We start from the raw sequence: 17,228 nt of genomic DNA, 5'->3' as shown, positions 1-17,228 counted from the left end.
ACCCGTTGGCCCCGTCGAGCGGGAAGTCGTTCACGAAGCAAGCCCCTTGGAAAGGCGGTGCCCCTCAGAGGTTCTCGTTGCGTGCGAAGTACCGCTCGAACCCCACCATTTCCTTGCAGCGTCGCACGATCTCCCGCTTGTAATACTTTTGGTAGAGCCTCGAATCGTCGGTGACGCTGTATGACGGTAGCAGTACGGTCCTGGGTACTTCGCTGTCGTTCCGGCCGCTGAAGTGCGGGGTCAGCGAGTGGAATACCAGTACGTCACCGGCTTCCAGTGCCGGGACCTGAATGCTGGACGCGTCCAGTTGATTCGGGTCGCAGTCGCCTTCGGGGTTCTCCGGGGGGCCGGGAATCAGCTGCTGATGACTGCCGCGATAGAACGCGATACCACCGGAGCGCTCATCGCTGGGGTACAGATTGACGACCACGGTGCACAGCAGGTCCGGGTCCGTGTCGAGCCACTTCCAGTACAGGAAGTCCTGGTGGGTGGCATAGCCGTTGACGCCCGGTTCCTTGCGGATCAACTTGCACTTGAGGAGTTCCGCGGAGCCGCCGAGTATGGTCGCCAGCGCATCCATCAGCGCGGGACTCGTGGCGGCCTCCGTCAGCTTCGGCGATATGTCGAGGACCGGGTCGAGGCGATCGAAGGCGTACGTACCGTCCGGTCCACGCCGGAACTCCGTGCGCAGGTTGAGGTCGTCATCCAACCCGTCCAGGTTCCAGAGGCGCTCGCATTCGCTCCGGAAGGCAGCGATCTCGTCGCTCCCGTACAGGCCGGGAAGGACCGTGTAGCCGTCTTTCCAGTACTGCTCCGTCTTCTCCGCCAGATCCGCGACAGAAGTCATCGCTTGTCCCCCGCTTCGTTTTCTGTGTCTCTCCGGTCCGAGAGACGTGCCTTGAACTCGGCGATTCGTGACCGCAGTTGAGCGGCCGCCTCGAGCACACGGCTCGGCGCTGTTCCTCCCTGGCTGTCGCGCGCGGCGACCGACGCCTCGACGGTGAAGTCCGGCCATTCGGGGAAGGCCAGGCGCGGGTCGATCCCGCGCCGTGACTCCAGCGACAGAGCGCCGAGCGAGCAGCCCTGTTCGCCGGAGAGGCGCACCATCTTCGTCACGAGATGGTGGGCTTCCCGGAAGGGGATCCGCCGCTCGCGCGTCAGCCAGTCCGCCAGATCGCTGGAGGTGACGAAGTCGACGTCAGCGGCTTTGCGCATCGCGTCGACGTTCGGCTGCATCAGAGTGGCGAGTGAGATCGCGGCGTCCAGGGACAGCGCCAGAGTGTCCGCGGTGTCGAACAGCGGCTCCTTGTCCTCCTGAAGATCCCGGAAGTAGCTCAGCGGCAGCCCCTTGACCACGGCCTGCAGCGCGTGGAGGTTGCCCATGACTCTGCCGGCCTTGCCGCGCACCAGCTCCGCCGCGTCCGGGTTGCGCTTGTGCGGCAGGGCCGACGACGAACTGACCAGTTCGTCGGGCAGCGAGATCAGTCCGACAGGCTGGGACGACCAGAAGACGATCTCCGCGCCGAATCGCGAGAGGTCGAGGGCGACGGACGCACCGGCGCTCAGGAAGTCGAGCGCGAATCCCCGGTCTCCGACGCTCTCCAGGGAGTTGGCCGTCGGTCGGCCGAACCCCAGGCTCCGCGCCACGATGTCCCGGTCGATGGGAAAGCCGGTGCCGGCCAGTGCCCCGGATCCCATCGGGCACTCGTCCTGCAGCGCGCGTACGAAGCACATCCGCTCGACGTCACGCAGAAACGTCTCCGCATAGGCAAGGCACACATGGCCGAAGCTCAGCGGCTGCGCGATCTGCAGATGGGAGAATCCGGGCATGACGGTCGCAGCGTGCCTTTCGCCCTGTGCGAGCAACGCCTCCGCCAAGGCCAGGATTCTCGTGCCCAGTTCGGTCACCTGGTCGCGGATCCAGAGCCGCAGCGCGGTCACGGCGAGATCGTTGCGAGCACGCGCGGTCGCCAGCCATCCGGCGTCGGCACCGAGCCGTGCCTCCAAGTACTCCTCTACCGCCGTGTGCACGTCCTCGGCGTCCGGGTCGAGCGGCTCGGCTCCCGACCGGATCTGCTCCTTGAGCTCCTCCAAGCCTCGGTGCAGCCCGGCCGCCGCGTCCGGCGGAACGATCTGCTGCTTCAGCAGCATCGTGACGTGCGCGTGAGAAGCGGCGATGTCGTACAGGGCAAGTCGCCGGTCGTAGTGCGCGGTTGTGCCGATCGCCGCCATACGCTCCGCGGCCGTGGACCGCTGGTCGAGGGTCACGACAGGACCCGCCCGGCCGGGCGCCGCGCGATCTCGTCCAGCCGGCGGTCGAACTCCTCGGGGGCGCCGGCGTTCGCGGCTGCCGCGAGGTCGGCCCAGTCCGGACGGAGGCAGAACAGCAGCAGCGCCCTGGCGATGTGCAGCCGCGCGACGGCTTCCGGGTAGATCATCGACTGCGGTCCGTCGATGACTTCGGGCACCACCTCGTCGCCCCGGTACGCGGGCAGGTTGTGGAGGAAGATCGCGTCCGTACGGGCCTGAGCCATGAGTTCGGGCGTGACGCGGTAGGGCGCCAGCTGCTCACGGCGCAGGTCCGCCTCGTCGGCCTTGTTCATCGGGATCCAGGCGTCGGCGACCACCACCTGCGCGTCCTTGACGGCGACCTGCGGGTCGGCGGTGGCCGTGAATCCAGCCAGGTGATCGGTCTGGTCCGCCGGCAGCGCCATGTCCTCCGGCGTCGCGCAGGTGAACTGCGCACCGACCTTGGCGGCGGTCTGCGCCAGCGACAGGGCGATGTTCGTTCCGTCCCCGACGAAGGCGATGTTGATTCCCTCCACGGCGCCGAAATGCCGCTTCACGGTCAGGAAGTCGCAGAGCGCCTGCGTCGGGTGGTGCTTGTCGCACATCCCGTTGATGAACGGAACCGGGGACAGCTCGCAGATCTGTTCCTGGGCCGCGAAATCGTAGATGCGGCTCAGGAGCACGTCGTTGAACCGGCCCGCGACATTCACGAAGTCGGGCAGGTGCTCGGTCTTCGCGGCATGGCGCCCGACGCGTGCTTCCGCGCCGTTGTAGTGGATCGCCTGGCCGCCGAGATCGCCGATTGCCCGCTCGAACGCGGTCCGCGTGCGCAGCGACGTCTCATCGAAGATCATGCCCATGCATTTCCCGCGCAGCAGGGCGGGAAGGTGACCGAAGCGCTGTTTGTGCTCTTCCAGCGAGTCGGCGACCGCGATGACGTCGAGGACATCGGATGCCGTGAGGTCGTCGATCGTCAGCAACTGCTTCCGGGTCACGCGATGCCTCCCTGGACCACGTTGCCCAGCTGGCGCAGGCGCAGGGCATTGAGGCGAATGAACCCGGTCGCGTCGCTCTGCCGATACCCGCCGCCTGCTTCGAAGGTGACCAGATCCTCGCTGTAGAGGGAGTTCGGGCTCTTTCGGCCCTCGACGATCACGTTCCCCTTGTAGAGCTTGAGGCGTACGGTGCCCGTGACGCGCTCCTGGCTCTTGTCGATGAGCGCCTGGAGCATTTCGCGCTCCGGGGCGAACCAGTAGCCGTTGTAGATCAGTTCCGCATAGCGCGGCATCAGCTCGTCCTTGAGATGCGCCTCTCCTCGGTCGAGCGTGATCGACTCGATGGCGCGGTGCGCGTGCAGCCAGATGGTTCCGCCAGGGGTTTCGAACAGCCCACGGCACTTCATACCGACGTACCGGGTGTCGACGATGTCGATCCTGCCGATCCCGTTCTCCGCACCGAGCTCGTTCAGGCGGGTGAGCAGGGACACCGGGTCCAGCGCCTCGCCGTCGATCGCGACGGGGTCGCCTTTCGCGAACTCCACCTCGATCGTGGTGGGCCGGTCGGGGGCCTCCTCCGGGGACTTGGTGCGGACCCAGGCGTCGTCCTCGGGCGTGAGCCAGGGGTCCTCGAGCGACTTTCCTTCGCACGAGATGTGCAGCATGTTGGAGTCCGCCGAGTACGGCGCCTCACCGCGCTTGTCCTTGGCGACGGGGATGTCGTGCCGGTCGGCGAACTCGATCAGCTGGGCACGCCCGGCCATGTCCCATTCCCGCCATGGCGCGATCACCTGGATGTCCGGGGCCAGGGCGTAGTAGGCCAGCTCGAAGCGCAGTTGGTCATTGCCCTTGCCGGTCGCGCCATGCGCCACCGCGTCGGCGCCCACCTCACGCGCGATCTCTATCTGCCGCTTCGCGACGAGCGGCCGGGCGATGGGCGTTCCCATCAGGTAGTTCCACTCGTACGCGGCGTTTCCGCGGTACATCGGGAAGGCGTAGTCCCGAACCAGTTCGTGCCGAAGGTCCTCGATGTAAATGTTCTCAGGCTTGACGCCAAGCGCCAGGGCCCTTTCCCTGGCGATTTCCAGCTCCTCGCCCTGGCCGAGGTCAGCGGTGAACGTGACAATTTCGGCCCCGTACTCGATCTGCAGCCATTTGAGAATGACCGAGGTGTCGAGTCCCCCTGAGAACGCCAGGACAATCTTGCGTGGCTTGCTCATACCTGAAAAATCTCCCTCAGCGCATTTGATAGCGGGGCGTCGGCGGTGTCGGTCACGCCGGTATGGTTGCGGGCAGCGTTTCGGCCGTCATGGCGCTCTATCGGTATCTCGCTGAGAAACCCGTCGGGCTGCAGCCGTTGCGTGGAACGAAAAGCAAGAAACTGTCGTGGTCTTCGATTTCCCCCGCCGCCCCCGTTGCACAGACCCGCCAGTCAGCCCAGGCCAACAGGCAGTGGTCACCTTCCCGAAGCCGGATGTCGCCCCCCGTGACGAGGACTGGTCGAACTCCACGCCACGGCCGGTCTGTTGAGCCTCGGATGAACTCACCGCAGCAACAGGATGGATGAATGATCTTGAGGCAGCAAGGCTCCCAGAAAATCATCTCATCATGTGAGAAATTCGAGTCGATTGCGCGCAAGTAGGCGGAATGGTCCATCAGTTGAGGGCATGGGCGAACCGCTTCGATCTGACACCAGCGCACGGTTTCTCAATGAGCTTCTTTCATCCTGCGTTTGTGCAGATCAGGAGGGTGTAGACGGCACGGAGGGAACTTGAGCTGTGCGAAGGCGCGTTCGCCGGGTGCGCGTGGACGGGCGTGGTCGCGGTTGTACTGCCGGTAGTGCTCGGGCAGTTCGCGGTGTCCGTAGCAGTGGGTGCGGATGGTGGCGCCGGCGCCTGGGTAGGCGCGGTCGGCCAGGATGAGGATCTGCCGGGCCAGGCAGGCTTGGACGATGCCGTGGGCGCGAGCTGCGGTCAGGTCGTGGGTCCGTCCCCGGCGTCGCCCTCGAGAACCAGAGCGGTGTGCCGTCCGTGACGCGGCGGTCGGTCTGAGGACTTCAGTCCTGTTTCCAGACCTGCTCAGCCTGCTCGCTTCTCGGCGTTCTCGGCGTTCTCGGCGTTCTCGGCGCTTTCGGCCTTCTCGCCGTTCTCCCCGTCCTCAGCCTTCCCGGCGCCGTTCCCGGACGTGCTCTTGTCGCTGGGGACCTGGTCGCTCGGTGCCTGAGCGCTCGGAGCCTGAGCGCTCGGAGCCCGGCCGTTGCCAGTGGCGTCGGAGCCGACGCCGGCTCCGTCGGCCTTCTTGGTCGGCTCGCTCTTCGCCGCCGCCAGTCGCTCGGCGCAGTACGCGGCCACCTTGTCCTCGCCGCCCGCTGCCGTGACGAGCCGCTGCCAGGCCGTCGAGTCCAGGGCCTTGCCGTGCTCCTCGAGCTGCACGTAGGCGCGGCACTTGGCCTCGGTGTCCTGGGCGGTGGCCGGATGGCCGGGCTTAGCGGAGGCGGCGCCGGGCGCGGCGGAGGACGGCTCGGTGGCCGGCAGACCGGGAGCACTGTTCGACGGGGTGGGCCTGCCCTTGTCCTCTGCGGGGGCGTCCGAGGGACCGGACGAGCCGATCGCAGCGAACGCCACGCCGCCCAGGGCGAGGCTCGCGACGAACAGGGAGAGCATCGTCTTCACCGAGCGCGCGAAGCGCCGTTGCTCACGGGGCCGCCAGTCGTCCCGGCGCCGGCTGCGCGCCGCCCGGTGGACCCCCGCGTCCCTGGCCGCGCGGAACGCGGCAACGGCCCGCTGCTCACCCTCGTCGTCCACACGGTGTCCGCGCAGTACGGCGGCGGAGAGCAGCGCCTCCAACGCGGCGTCGTCGAGCATCATGGTCGGGCCGGACGTGTGAGCGGGCGCGTGACCGGACGCATGCCCGGAAGCCATGCCGTCAGGGTGCACACGCCGACGGCCGGTGGACCCACCGCCGCTCTGCCGTTCACCCATGTCCATGTCCTGTTCCTGTCCGACCTGTCCGACCTGATCCGTATGCGGCCTGCGTGACGCACATGACGCCCGTGACGCACGTGACGTACATGACGTACCCGATCTACGCAGCCTCTGTGACAGCTGTGACTCACGAGCTCGTAGAGCCTGTACGTCTCCCACGCCCGTACGACTCACCGCCCACACCGCTTCGCCTCATCGAGGCGCCGATGTTCCGCCCCGGCTGTCGCCCTCACACGCACTGTTCATTTCGATTCCCCCAGCGTCCGGGGGCCGTCATCCGTCACACCTTCGGCGCCCAGCTGCTTGGCCAGACGCTTCAGCCCCCGGTACGCGGCCGTGCGGACCGCGCCCGGGCGCTTGCCGAGGACGCGTGCCGCGGCGGGGGCGTCGAGGCCGACGACCACCCGCAGCAGCACGGCCTCGGCCTGATCCCGCGGCAGCCCGCGGACCAGCTCCAGGGCGCGCTCCGTGGAGATCGACTCCAGCGCCTGGTCGTACGTGCTGTGCGCGCCGGGCAGTTCCAGTACGTCCTGTTCCAGGGCCGACGACCGGGGCCGTACCTTCAGCCGGCGCAGATGATCCAGCGCCCGGTGCCGGGCGATGGTCGCGCTCCAACCCCGGAACCCGGCGCCGTCGCCCTTGAACCGCCCGAGGTCCCGGGCGATCTCCAGCCAGGCGTCGGACGCCACGTCCTCGGCGTCGTCCCCGACCAGGCCACGCAGGTACCCGAGCAGCCCTGGCTGCACCAGCCGGTACACGACCGCGAAGGCGGCCTCGTCACCTTCCTGAGCCCGCGCGACGGCCGCGCCCAACTCCCCGTCGTGCGCGTGCACGCGGCGGGGTTCCCCTCCTTGGCGCAAGAACTGTCCTCGTCCGTACCGGTTCGCGGCGAATCCGCACCTCGCGGCATGGCCACCTTGCCCACGTCCCTCCACGGTGATCAGCGCCCCGCCTCCCAGAAGTGTCACAGGGCGCGTCCGACGCGGCCGGGATACAACCCTCGCGGCCCATCGGGAGTCAGAGACGCCATGAGGGAGGCGACGGCCTTCGCACAGCCGTGCCACAGAAATGGCATACGATGCGCCCGCCCCATAAAGATCACATAAGAGGATGTACACGCCATGTCGACCTTTAGGTCCCATCGCCCCCTTCGTGGCATAGCTGCCGCCGTCGCCCTGCTCGCGATCGGCGCGGCGGGGTGTTCGGACGTATCGGACGCCGTCGACAGCGCCAAGGACGGCGCCAAGAAGGTGGCCCGCCAGCGGTCGGTGTTCTCGCTGGAGACCGGGGACTGCTACAACCCCAACACCAAGGGCGAGGGCACGGAGATCCTCGTCGAGATCGTGCCCTGCACCGAGGCGCACACGGGTCAGGCCGTCGGCGATTTCAAGATCGACGAAGGCTCCTCGTACCCCGGCGACGACGCGGTCTCGGCCATCGCCGACGAGCGGTGCCCGGTCGAGGCGGGGAAGTTCGCCCCGGACACCTGGGCGCTTCCCAAGGGGGTCGCCCTCTTCTACTACACCCCGACCAAGGACAGTTGGGCGACGGGTGACCGCGCCGTGAGCTGCAGCTACACCAAGGAATCGGGCAAGTTCACCGGCTCGTTGGACGCCGACGCGAAGTCCTACAAGTCCGAGCAGAGCACGTATCTGAAGGGTTCGAACGCGGTCTACGACGCCCTGTGGGCCCACCAGTCCGAGAAGGACGTCGAGGAGGACCTGGCCGCCTACAAGGCGCAGGCCAAGGCCGTCGCGACCGCCCTCGACGCCCACCTCGAGGGTCTGAAGGGCATCGAAGGCACGGAGGTCGGCAAGCTGCGCGCGCAGCTGACGAAGACGGCCGGGCACTGGAAGGCGGCCGCGAACGCCGCCGACGCCGACGCCTTCTACATCGCCTACGACCCGGCCTTCACCGGCATCGACCCGAACAAGGCGGTCGCCGCCCGTAAGGAGCTGGGCCTGGCCACCACCGTCCCGGCCGACGAGGCCGAGGTCTGGGCGGCCTGACGCCCGTCGGACCAGCGGGGCCGTGTCCGCCGAGGACCCGGCCCCGCTGCTCGTGGCCAGGACACCCCGCAGGTCAACGGCGGCGGCGCGACAGTCGACCCCGTCTCAGGGCGCCCGTGTCAGGGAGTGACAGTTCGAACGGCGTGTGCGCTGTCTGTAGGTGCCACCTGTGTGACAGGTGAGGCGACCGTGACCATTTCCTAGGGGTGGGGCAGTTGAGTCCTCGCAGGACCCATGCGTACAAACCGCTCAGTCTGAAGAGACGTGCGTGGCTGACGGTGGGAGCCGTCGTGCTGAGCGGTGCCGGCGTCGTGACATACGCGATGGCGGATCCGTCCGCGCCGGCCGACGCCAAGCGGGACGGCCGCAAGCCGTCCGTCCACACGCTCAAGCTCGAGGACCGCGGCTCGGGCCGCCGGGGCCTGGCCAAGCAGGACACCGACCGCTTCAGCGCGGTCGTGCTGACCTGGAACGACCATGAGGCGGAGGCCAAGGGCACGCCCGAGGTGCGCACCCGGGACCTCGAGAGCGGCAAGTGGTCGGGCTGGCAGAAGGTCGCACTCGAACCGAGCCAGGCAGACGGCGCCGAAGGCGCGCGGGCCGCCCTTCGCGGCGGTACGGAGTCGGTGTGGACCGGTGACTCCGACGGCATCGAGGTGCGCCTCGTGAACGCGGACGGCACCGAGGCGAGCGGCCAGCCGAGCGGCATGGACGTCAAGCTGCTCGACCCCGGCACGGACCCGAAGAGCACGATGCAGCCGGCCGCCTTCGCGGCGGAGGGGACCACGGCGCCGGCGACCGAGACCCCGGCGCCGACGGATCCGGCCACGCCCACCGAAACGGTCACGCCGACCGACTCGGCCACGCCCACCGGCACCCCGGACCCCACGAACGCCCCCACGCCCACGGACTCCCCGACGGTCACCGGGACGCCCACCGGATCCGCGTCCCCGACCGCCTCCCCCACCCCGACCTCCACCATCCCCGCGCCCCGGCCGTCGACGGTCGTCAAGCCGCCGATCATCACGCAGGCCGGGTGGGGCGCGTCGACGGACTACGACGGCACGCCGGAGTACGGCACCGAGATCAAGGCCGCCGTCATCCACCACACCGGCATCGACAGCGACAACGGCCTGTCCTGCGCCGAGTCCGCGGCCCGGCTGCGCACCATCCAGCAGGCGCACATCAGCCAGGGCTACTTCGACCTGGGCTACAACTTCGTCGTCGACAAGTGCGGCCAGATATTCGAAGGCCGCAGCGGCGGCATGGACCTGCCGGTGATCGGCGCGCACGACGCCGGGTTCAACACCGACACGGTCGGCATCTCGTTCATCGGCAACTTCGAGAAGGCCACGCCCAGCCGCGCCGGCCTGGACGCGATCTCGCGGATCATCGCGTGGAAGTTCGGGATGTACGGCATCGACCCGACCGGCAAGGTGACGCTGACATCCGGCGTGGAGCAGGGCTACAGCGGCAACAGGATCCCGAAGGGCACGTCGGTCACGCTGCCGCGGGTCTTCGGCCACAAGGACACCAACGCCACTGCCTGCCCCGGCGCCGGTCTCTATCCCAAGCTCAGCCGGATCGCCCAGGTCGCCAAGACCCCGGGCATCTCGCACGCCCTGGCGACCTCGGACTTCAACCGTGACGGCATCACCGACCTGGTCACCGGCACGCCCCGCGCGCTGAGCAACGGCGGCACCCTCACCGTCGTCCCGGGCGGCATCGACGGCCCGGTCACCGCCTCGAAGCGGACGATCACGCAGAACAGCACCGGCGTCCCCGGCTCCCACGAGTCCGGCGACAACTTCGGCGCCTCGACGGCCTGGGGCGACGTCAACGGCGACGGCTACGCCGACCTCGCGATCGGCGCGCCCGGCGAGGACGACACCAGCGGCCACGCGGACCGGGGTTCGGTCACCGTGCTGTACGGCCCCGGCCTCAACTCCGGCTTCACGTACACCACCTCGGGCAGCGTCACGGCGACCGGCGCCAAGCTCGGCTCCACGGTGGCGGTCGGCGACTTCAACGGCGACGGCAAGGCGGACGTGTTCGCGGCCGGCACCGGCAAGGGCGGCAACTGGAACGCCCGGCTGACCGGCGGCGCGACCGCGACCGGCACGCTGACCTCCGCCACGGGTGCGGTGGCCTACCTGGACGCCGCGACCGGCGACTTCAACCGGGACGGCTACGTGGACGTCGCCCTCAACTACCGCGACACCGGCGGCATCGGACGCGTGGTCCGCTTCGCGGGTTCGGCGACCGGCCTCACCAAGGCCGGCGTGATCTCCGTGAAGGGCGGCCGCTCCCTCGCCGCGGGCGACGTCAACGGCAACGGCTACGACGACATCGTCATCGGCCAGCCGGTGGCGTCCGAGTCGGGCGGCAGGTCCGGCGGCCAGATCACCATGGTCCCCGGCACGTCCACCGGCTTCACCACCACCGGCATGACGACGATCCACCAGGACACGACGAACGTCCCCGGCGGCAACGAGTCCGGCGACAACTTCGGCGCCTCCGTCTCGGTCGGCGACTACAACGCCGACGGCTACGCGGACGCCCTCGCCGGCGCCCCCGGCGAGGACTTCCCCCGCAGCGGTGTGAACCAGTCCAACGCGGGCGACGCGATCCTGGTCAAGGGCACGGCCTCCGGCCTGACCGGCACGGGCTCGGTCCTGGTCTCGCAGGACACGTCCGGCGTCGTCGGCGCGGCGGAGTCCGGCGACCTGTTCGGCTCGTCGGTGTCGCTGACGGACCTGTCGGGCTACGGCCGCGCGGATCTGACGTTCGGCGCCGAGGGCGAGGACGGCACGGACGGCATCCTGCTGTACCTCCCGAGCAACAGCACGGGCCTCGGCTACTCGCAGGCGGTCATCTACAGCAGGACCACCCTGGGCACCCCGACGGACGCCCACCTGGGCCAGACGCTGACGCCGTAACCCGTCGAGAGCCTCGTAAGCCGTCGAGGACCACCTGACCCGGCCGGGACCCCGCCCCATTCACGGGGTCCCGGCCGAGTCATGTCACAGGGTTACGGCCGCGACTCCCCACGCGTCGCGTCCCGGCACAGCAACCGAAGCGACCCGTCGCCCGCGAAGCACCGCCGTGCCTCGTCGATCGGGTCCCACAGCCGTCCGTCGGGCGTGCGGACCCAGAAGTCGCCGCCCGACGTCCACCACTCGGCGCCCGTCTGGCGGGCGATCACCTCACCGGCGTACGCACCGAGACCGCGCAGCACGTTCTCCACGGCGGCATACGGCGTCCGTTCACCGCGCAGCCCCTCGATCATCCGGTCGACCCGCCACAGGCTCTGCGCCGAGTAGTCGAGCCGCAGCCGCGCCCCCTCGCGCATGGTCGCCACCGCGTCCGCCGCCCACCGCACGGGCTTCGTCGCGGCTGAGGGCCTGGTTTCCTGCTGAGTCGTCACATTCTGGAGAGCGTGTCCGAACAGCGTTTCGTCACCCGGATCCGAGGGCTGCCCGGGACCGGTGCAGGACCACCGCACCTCCACCCCAGCACGGACACAGGACTCCCCCAGGGAACCAGGTTTACGTGGCAGTCCGAGTTGACGCGAGAGTGACGCCTCGCCGCCTCCGTGCGCTCCACTCAGTGATGAGCATGTACTTCCACCTCCGCGCGGTACCGCCCTCGGCGCTGCGCAACAGCGCGACCTGGTTCCAGCGCCTGTTCGAGGACGACTGGGACACCGTGCGGGACCGGATCGGCCGGCATCGCGAGGAGGTGCTCGACAAGCAGTACGGCGAGGTCGAGCTCCTCTACTGCGGCATCCCCCCGAACCACGCACCGGAAGGCCCTCGCACCCATGTGGTGCTGGGCGGCCGCCCGGTGTTCCACACCGACTCCCCGCTGCCCCCGTTCCTCCTGCTCACCGCGTCCCAGGTGACCGGGGTCGCCGAGTACCTCAGGGCGGCCGACTTCGACGACCTGTGGCGGCAGGCGCGCATGCGGCTGCTGCGGCCGTACGGCGCGCCGGACGCGGAACCCGAGATGCGCGGCCTCTTCGCGGCGACCCACCGCGACCTGACCGACTTCTACGCGCGGACGGCCGACTACGGCGACGCGGTGGTGAAGTGGCTGATGAGCTGACGGCCGCCCCAGGAGGTCAGCCCCTCCCCCGGGCCCTCCGCGACACGACCGCCCGCAGCACGCGCCGCCCCTGAGTGGACACCTCCAGCGCCCGGCGCAGCCCGCCCGCACCGTGCTGGGCGAGGAGCTCCAGGACGTTCACCTGGCAGCGCAGTTCGGCGGCGACGAGCGGCGACATGCCCTGCGCACGGCCCTCGACGGGAGCCCCGCCCGCGCGAACGGAGTGGAGCGCCTGAGGCACGGCAGCGGCCGAGGACGCGTCGTCCGCCGCCGGGTCGAGCAGCCGGTGGATCTGCAGCGAGGCGACCGAGCAGGCGTCGGCCCATATCCGCGCCTCGGGAGCGGACCGTACGGCCGGGGCGGCGGCCAGCATCCGCCGGGCGAGCAGCGCGGCCTCGTCCTCTACGTCCTCGTCGTCCACGACCTCCGCGACGCCCAGCTTGGCGCGCACCTGGTCCAGCAGTTCTCCCCACGCCGCAGGGTCCCCGCCGTTCGCGAGGTTCGCCCACAGCGGCCGCAACACCTCGTCGTCACCGCCCAGCAGGGGCACACACCGATCCAAACAAGCCAACCCGCTGGCGGCCAGTCCGCGTTCGTCGGCCTGAGCGATCAGTTCCACCAGGCTCATCCACGCCTCCCTAAGCGGGTCAGTCATGAGGGTCGGGGTCCCCGCACAGGCCCCTGGAAGGCTCCTTCCCTAACGGAGCCCGCACTTCCCCTTACTGCGTGCAACGGCCCGTGAGTGTCACAGGAGCACGACGCCGAGCCGGTCGAGCAGTCGGAAGAAGAGGTTTTCGGCCAAAGGGTCCGCTTCAGCGGTGAGTACGTCGATCAGTGACTCGGCGTTCACCTCGTGCCCGGCCTCGGCGGCCCAGGCGACGGCCCGCTCGGCGGCGTCAGCGGGTTCGAGGAAGTAGTCCTCGACCGTGAGCCCCTCGTCCCCGGCGCCGAGGTACCCGGCCATGGCGGCCCGCCCCAGACAGGTCGTCCACGCCCCGCTCTCCGGAGCCGCCGCCTCCACGACCACGCAGTCACTGTCCATGACGTACCCGAAGAGCGCGGGCGCCCCGGTCTCGCGGGCCAGGGCGTTCATGTTCCCGACCTCCCCGTCCCCGCTCGGGTACTCCCACACCTGCCATCCGCCCGGCGCCCGCTCGCGCAGGGTCATGCCCTCGGCGCCGGCCAGCGCGTCCAGCTCCGCCAGCGACCGCTCCCCGCGGCCGACGACGAAGTACCCCCAGTAGCCCATCCCGGTTCCCCCTGGCTGCTCGGTTCGGCTCCGGCCGAATACACCACAGTCGTACGGGGGTTCGCAGCCGTATGGGCCAAATCCACAGCTCAGCTCAGCTCAACCGGTCCGCGAGCGCCCTGAACTGCGCCCAGGACAGCTCCGGCTTCCCCGCGTCCCACAGCTTCTGCGCCGTCGCCCGCAGCGGCATCCGGATCCCGGCCGCGACCTGCGCCTGGGTCTGCGCGTTCGACAGATCGCACCACACCGCGAAGGACCCGCCCAGGATCTGGTCGTCGTAGCCGGCCGGCACGGCCGCCGTCCCCCGCACCACTCGCGGCGTCCACTGCTCGTAGATCCGCTCGCCCGTGGGATAGACGAAGGTCTGCGGCTGCCCGAGCACGTAGTACAGGAACTCGTCGTTGTAGTTGATCAGCTCGCGCCCGGCCTTCAGATACTCCACGGGCAGCCGCGCACCGATCTCCTTGCCGGTCCAGTACGCGACCTGGATCTCCTTGTCCGGCTGGACGGACGTGTTCCGGAAGAACCCGTCGTTCCAGGCGCGCGGAGTCCGGTCGTGGGCGCGAACCGTGTCGGCGCGGTCGTTGAGCCAGCCGGTGGTCAGGTCGGCGACGGTGCCGCCGGAGCCGTAGGCCTCCCGCGCGGCGGCGGCGAGCTGCGGGTAGGTGACCTCGGGGTTGGACACGGTCAGCGCCTGGTACTCGTCCCCGCCGAGATGCCACTGACCGCCGGGAAAGAGATCGACGTACTCGTTGAGCAGGTCGTCGACGATCGCCGCGGAGTCGGGGTTGGAGATGTCGATCGCCCCGCGCGTGGCGATGCCCGACACGTTCCGCAGCTGCAGCTCCGGATGCGCGGCGATGACCGCCCCCAGATGCCCGGGCGAGTCGATCTCGGGCACGACGGTGATGTGCCGACTGGCCGCCAGGTCGACGATCTTCCTGACCTGCGCCTTGGTCAGATGCTGCTGTGACACGACCTCGGGATGCGAATCGGACGCGATCCGAAACCCCTGGTCGTCGGAGAAGTGCAGCCCCAGCTGGTTGAACTTCAGGTCCCCCAGCTCCCGCACCCGGTCCTCGATCCAGTCCGCGGTGAAGTGCTTGCGCGCGATGTCGAGCATGAACCCGCGCACCGGCTTGGCGGGCTCGTCCCGCACGACCCCCTCCGGCGCCGTACCCCCACCCTGGACCTCCTGCTTGAGCGTCCGGGTCCCGTAGAAGACCCCCGCCTCCCCCGGCCCGCTGATGGTCACCCGCCCACCGCGCACGGTCATGGTGTACGACTCCGGGTCCGCGCCCTCGTCGTCGTTCAGCGCCAGCCGCAGATCCCCGGCCCGCACGTCCTCCTTCTCACCGGCGTACGTCAGCCCCAGCTCACCGGCGACGAGCCGCCCTTCGTCGGCGAGCTCCGCGTCGCTCACGACGACACGCTCCCCACGCGCCGGACGCCAGCCGGGCCCGCGGGCGGCGGTGTGGGAGGTCACGGCCGGGATGGTGCGGGGGGCCTTCGAGAGCGGGTACGACCGGGTGGGCGTCGGAGTCGGACTCGTCTTCTCCCTCGGCGCGGAGGGCGAAGCGGCCTCGGAGGTGCCCGCTGCCGACCGCCCCTGCTGCGACCCGGCCGGCCCTCCGTCGTCGCCGGTGGCCAGGAGCCCGAGGCTCACCCCGGCCGCGACCGTCACGACGACCACCGCGACGATCAGCACCCACGTCTGCTTCAGGGCCCTCTTCGCCGGTGCCCGGCGCCTGTGCTTGTGCTGGCTCACGGCGCCAACCTAGGCCCTGTGATCACCCTGAGACGTCCACCACACGTTCCGAAACTCTCCCGTTCGGCTGAAATTCGGGCATTCGTCGGACACGACACGTCCACACTCGGTAACGTGGCGCCACTCCTGCCCCAGAATCCCCTGCCGAAACCCACGTGACGCCCACACACTTTCCTGGCCCAGTCGCCATACCGTCGCTGCCCGAGCAGACTCGCACTCCACCGTCCCCCACCGCGCTGGAGTCCTTCAACTCTGCCCCCACCGACGGCCTCCTGCGCACCCTCCTGACCTGCCTCCGCAGCCCCCGCTGGGCCGCCCGCATCGCGGACCACCGCCCGTACCCCGACGTCGACTCCCTGCTCGCCGCGTCCGACGAGGCGGCGTACGACCTGATGCCGAACGATCTGGCGGAGGCCCTGGCAGGAGAAACGTTGCCAGTACTGCCGGAGGGTGCGTACGGGGCGGCATATACGGCACTCGATGCCGCAAATGCCGCATACGAGGCCAAGTTCGGACACGCATTCGTCATCTACCTGGACCACTTGGCGCCGAACGAGGCACTTGACCACGTACTGGCAGGCATCCGGTCACGTTTGGCGAACGATCCTGAGGAGGAACGGGTGGTGGCGGCAGAGGAGCTCCGGCGCCTCGCAAGGGGCAGGCTGCTGACGCACCTCAGGGGCGCGGGGAACTGCGCGACCAGCCAGGACGGCGCCGCACCCGGCAAATAACAGGTCGAACCACCCTGTTAGCCGCCAATAACCCATCCGCGTGCCAGTTTGATCACATACCCAGGCCCCCAGTAAGCGCCGCAGGCAACCGTGGATACGATGCTGAGGGCCGGTGGACCGTACCCGGCCGGGCCCGACCGACAGCACAAGCCGGCGCGGCCCCAATCCCCGCTCCCGGAGGAACTTCCGTGCCGGCTGGAACGCTGTACCGCGGCCGGGAAGGAATGTGGTCCTGGGTGGCTCATCGAGTCACCGGCGTCCTCATTTTCTTCTTCCTGTTCGTTCACGTGCTGGACACCGCACTCGTCCGAGTGTCGCCCGAGGACTACGACAAGGTCGTAGCCACGTACAAGACGCCGATCGTCGCGCTGCTGGAGTACGGCCTCGTCGCCGCCATCCTCTTCCACGCGCTCAACGGCCTGCGCGTCATCGCCGTCGACTTCTGGTCGAAGGGCCCGCGCTACCAGAAGCAGATGCTCTGGTCCGTCGTCGGCCTGTGGGTCGTGCTGATGGTCGGGGCGATCTACCCCGTCCTCGGCCACGCCGCTCGTGAACTCTTCGGGAGCTGACGCGTAAGCATGTCTGACAACACAGTCACCACTGAGAAGACCGCGACCGGGGTCGGCCCCGTCGAGGGCGAGTCCCTCTACAACGTCGACAACCCGGCCCCCCTCATCGAGGCCCCGCGCAAGCGCACCAAGAAGACCCCGAAGTCCACGCGGGGCAACTTCGAGATGGCCGCCTGGCTCTTCATGCGCCTGTCCGGCATCGTGCTGGTGGTCTTGGTCATCGGCCACCTGCTGATCCAGCTCGTGCTGGACGGCGGCGTGTCGAAGATCGGCTTCGCCTTCGTGGCGGGCCGCTGGGCGAGCCCCTTCTGGCAGGTCTGGGACCTGTTGATGCTCTGGCTCGCGATGCTGCACGGCGCCAACGGCCTGCGCACGGTCATCAACGACTACGCGGAGCGCGCGAACACCCGCCTGTGGCTCAAGGGCCTGCTCTACACCGCCACGGTGTTCACCATCCTGCTGGGCACGCTGGTGATCTTCACCTTCGACCCGAACATCCGCTAGGCACGGGGCTGAGGTAATCCACT

The 17,228-nt window shown here is 69.2% G+C and carries 16 protein-coding genes and 1 pseudogene; 6 read left to right on the top strand and 11 right to left on the bottom strand.

Annotated features, from left to right (window positions below; translation table 11 throughout):
- Nucleotides 1-64: 64 nt before the first annotated feature.
- From ACTMVF_RS21135 to ACTMVF_RS21105, 7 genes and pseudogenes are all read right to left on the bottom strand, one after another.
- Nucleotides 65-847: a phytanoyl-CoA dioxygenase family protein gene (locus ACTMVF_RS21135; protein WP_441272632.1), complete on the bottom strand. Its 783-nt coding sequence runs from the start codon at nucleotides 845-847 to the stop codon at nucleotides 65-67.
- Nucleotides 844-2,268, bottom strand: a complete 1,425-nt coding sequence (gene argH / locus ACTMVF_RS21130; RefSeq protein WP_441272631.1) for an argininosuccinate lyase — start codon at nucleotides 2,266-2,268, stop codon at nucleotides 844-846. Before argH ends, ACTMVF_RS21135 begins: the two co-directional genes overlap by 4 nt.
- Nucleotides 2,265-3,284 carry an ornithine carbamoyltransferase gene (locus tag ACTMVF_RS21125; RefSeq protein ID WP_441272630.1) on the bottom strand — a complete coding sequence of 340 codons (1,020 nt, stop codon included), beginning with the start codon at nucleotides 3,282-3,284 and terminating at the stop codon, nucleotides 2,265-2,267. The genes argH and ACTMVF_RS21125 overlap by 4 nt, the downstream gene beginning before the upstream one ends.
- The gene (locus ACTMVF_RS21120) at nucleotides 3,281-4,504 is read right to left on the bottom strand and encodes an argininosuccinate synthase (protein WP_441272629.1); all 1,224 of its coding nucleotides are present in this window, start codon (nucleotides 4,502-4,504) and stop codon (nucleotides 3,281-3,283) included. Before ACTMVF_RS21120 ends, ACTMVF_RS21125 begins: the two co-directional genes overlap by 4 nt.
- A gap of 501 nt (nucleotides 4,505-5,005) precedes the next feature.
- A pseudogene (locus tag ACTMVF_RS21115) lies at nucleotides 5,006-5,313 on the bottom strand (transposase family protein); the annotation flags it as partial.
- Between the two features lie 49 nt (nucleotides 5,314-5,362).
- The gene (locus ACTMVF_RS21110; RefSeq protein WP_441272628.1) at nucleotides 5,363-6,205 is read right to left on the bottom strand and encodes a hypothetical protein; all 843 of its coding nucleotides are present in this window, start codon (nucleotides 6,203-6,205) and stop codon (nucleotides 5,363-5,365) included.
- A 305-nt stretch (nucleotides 6,206-6,510) separates the two neighbouring features.
- Nucleotides 6,511-7,128, bottom strand: a complete 618-nt coding sequence (locus tag ACTMVF_RS21105) for an RNA polymerase sigma factor (protein WP_441272627.1) — start codon at nucleotides 7,126-7,128, stop codon at nucleotides 6,511-6,513.
- A 261-nt stretch (nucleotides 7,129-7,389) separates the two neighbouring features.
- Between ACTMVF_RS21105 and ACTMVF_RS21100 the strand changes: the two genes are divergently transcribed.
- Nucleotides 7,390-8,277 carry a septum formation family protein gene (locus ACTMVF_RS21100; RefSeq protein ID WP_441272626.1) on the top strand — a complete coding sequence of 296 codons (888 nt, stop codon included), beginning with the start codon at nucleotides 7,390-7,392 and terminating at the stop codon, nucleotides 8,275-8,277.
- A 290-nt stretch (nucleotides 8,278-8,567) separates the two neighbouring features.
- On the top strand, nucleotides 8,568-11,216 hold the full coding sequence (locus tag ACTMVF_RS21095) for an FG-GAP-like repeat-containing protein (protein WP_441272625.1): 2,649 nt from the start codon (nucleotides 8,568-8,570) through the stop codon (nucleotides 11,214-11,216).
- Nucleotides 11,217-11,308: 92 nt separating this feature from the next.
- Here ACTMVF_RS21095 and ACTMVF_RS21090 read toward each other — a convergent pair whose 3' ends face one another.
- Nucleotides 11,309-11,704, bottom strand: coding sequence for a hypothetical protein (locus ACTMVF_RS21090; RefSeq protein WP_441272624.1), 396 nt, complete (start codon nucleotides 11,702-11,704; stop codon nucleotides 11,309-11,311).
- A 191-nt stretch (nucleotides 11,705-11,895) separates the two neighbouring features.
- Here ACTMVF_RS21090 and ACTMVF_RS21085 point away from each other — a divergent pair, with 191 nt between their 5' ends.
- A complete protein-coding gene (locus ACTMVF_RS21085; RefSeq protein ID WP_441272623.1) occupies nucleotides 11,896-12,384 on the top strand; it encodes a DUF1877 family protein in 489 nt (162 codons plus the stop codon).
- 16 nt (nucleotides 12,385-12,400) lie between these two features.
- Here the strand turns inward: ACTMVF_RS21085 and ACTMVF_RS21080 are convergent, their stop codons facing one another.
- The 3 genes from ACTMVF_RS21080 to ACTMVF_RS21070 form a co-directional block, all read right to left on the bottom strand.
- Complete coding sequence (locus tag ACTMVF_RS21080) at nucleotides 12,401-13,012, bottom strand: hypothetical protein (RefSeq protein ID WP_441272622.1); 612 nt, start codon at nucleotides 13,010-13,012, stop codon at nucleotides 12,401-12,403.
- Between the two features lie 117 nt (nucleotides 13,013-13,129).
- Complete coding sequence (locus ACTMVF_RS21075; protein WP_441272621.1) at nucleotides 13,130-13,633, bottom strand: hypothetical protein; 504 nt, start codon at nucleotides 13,631-13,633, stop codon at nucleotides 13,130-13,132.
- A gap of 94 nt (nucleotides 13,634-13,727) precedes the next feature.
- Nucleotides 13,728-15,341, bottom strand: a complete 1,614-nt coding sequence (locus ACTMVF_RS21070) for a beta-N-acetylhexosaminidase (protein ID WP_441272807.1) — start codon at nucleotides 15,339-15,341, stop codon at nucleotides 13,728-13,730.
- Between the two features lie 215 nt (nucleotides 15,342-15,556).
- Between ACTMVF_RS21070 and ACTMVF_RS21065 the strand changes: the two genes are divergently transcribed.
- The 3 genes from ACTMVF_RS21065 to ACTMVF_RS21055 all read left to right on the top strand — a co-directional run bounded on the left by ACTMVF_RS21065 (nucleotide 15,557) and on the right by ACTMVF_RS21055 (nucleotide 17,205).
- Complete coding sequence (locus ACTMVF_RS21065) at nucleotides 15,557-16,132, top strand: 2-oxo-4-hydroxy-4-carboxy-5-ureidoimidazoline decarboxylase (RefSeq protein WP_441272620.1); 576 nt, start codon at nucleotides 15,557-15,559, stop codon at nucleotides 16,130-16,132.
- Between the two features lie 188 nt (nucleotides 16,133-16,320).
- On the top strand, nucleotides 16,321-16,701 hold the full coding sequence (gene sdhC / locus ACTMVF_RS21060) for a succinate dehydrogenase, cytochrome b556 subunit (RefSeq protein ID WP_301997404.1): 381 nt from the start codon (nucleotides 16,321-16,323) through the stop codon (nucleotides 16,699-16,701).
- Between the two features lie 9 nt (nucleotides 16,702-16,710).
- Nucleotides 16,711-17,205, top strand: coding sequence for a succinate dehydrogenase hydrophobic membrane anchor subunit (locus tag ACTMVF_RS21055; protein WP_301997406.1), 495 nt, complete (start codon nucleotides 16,711-16,713; stop codon nucleotides 17,203-17,205).
- Nucleotides 17,206-17,228: the final 23 nt, after the last annotated feature.

Origin of the sequence: Streptomyces sp. SD31 (assembly GCF_052068475.1) — a bacterium.
Taxonomy (GTDB): domain Bacteria; phylum Actinomycetota; class Actinomycetes; order Streptomycetales; family Streptomycetaceae; genus Streptomyces.
The sequence above is the reverse complement of the archived record's forward strand: the minus strand, read 5'-3'. Positions and strand labels throughout refer to the sequence as shown.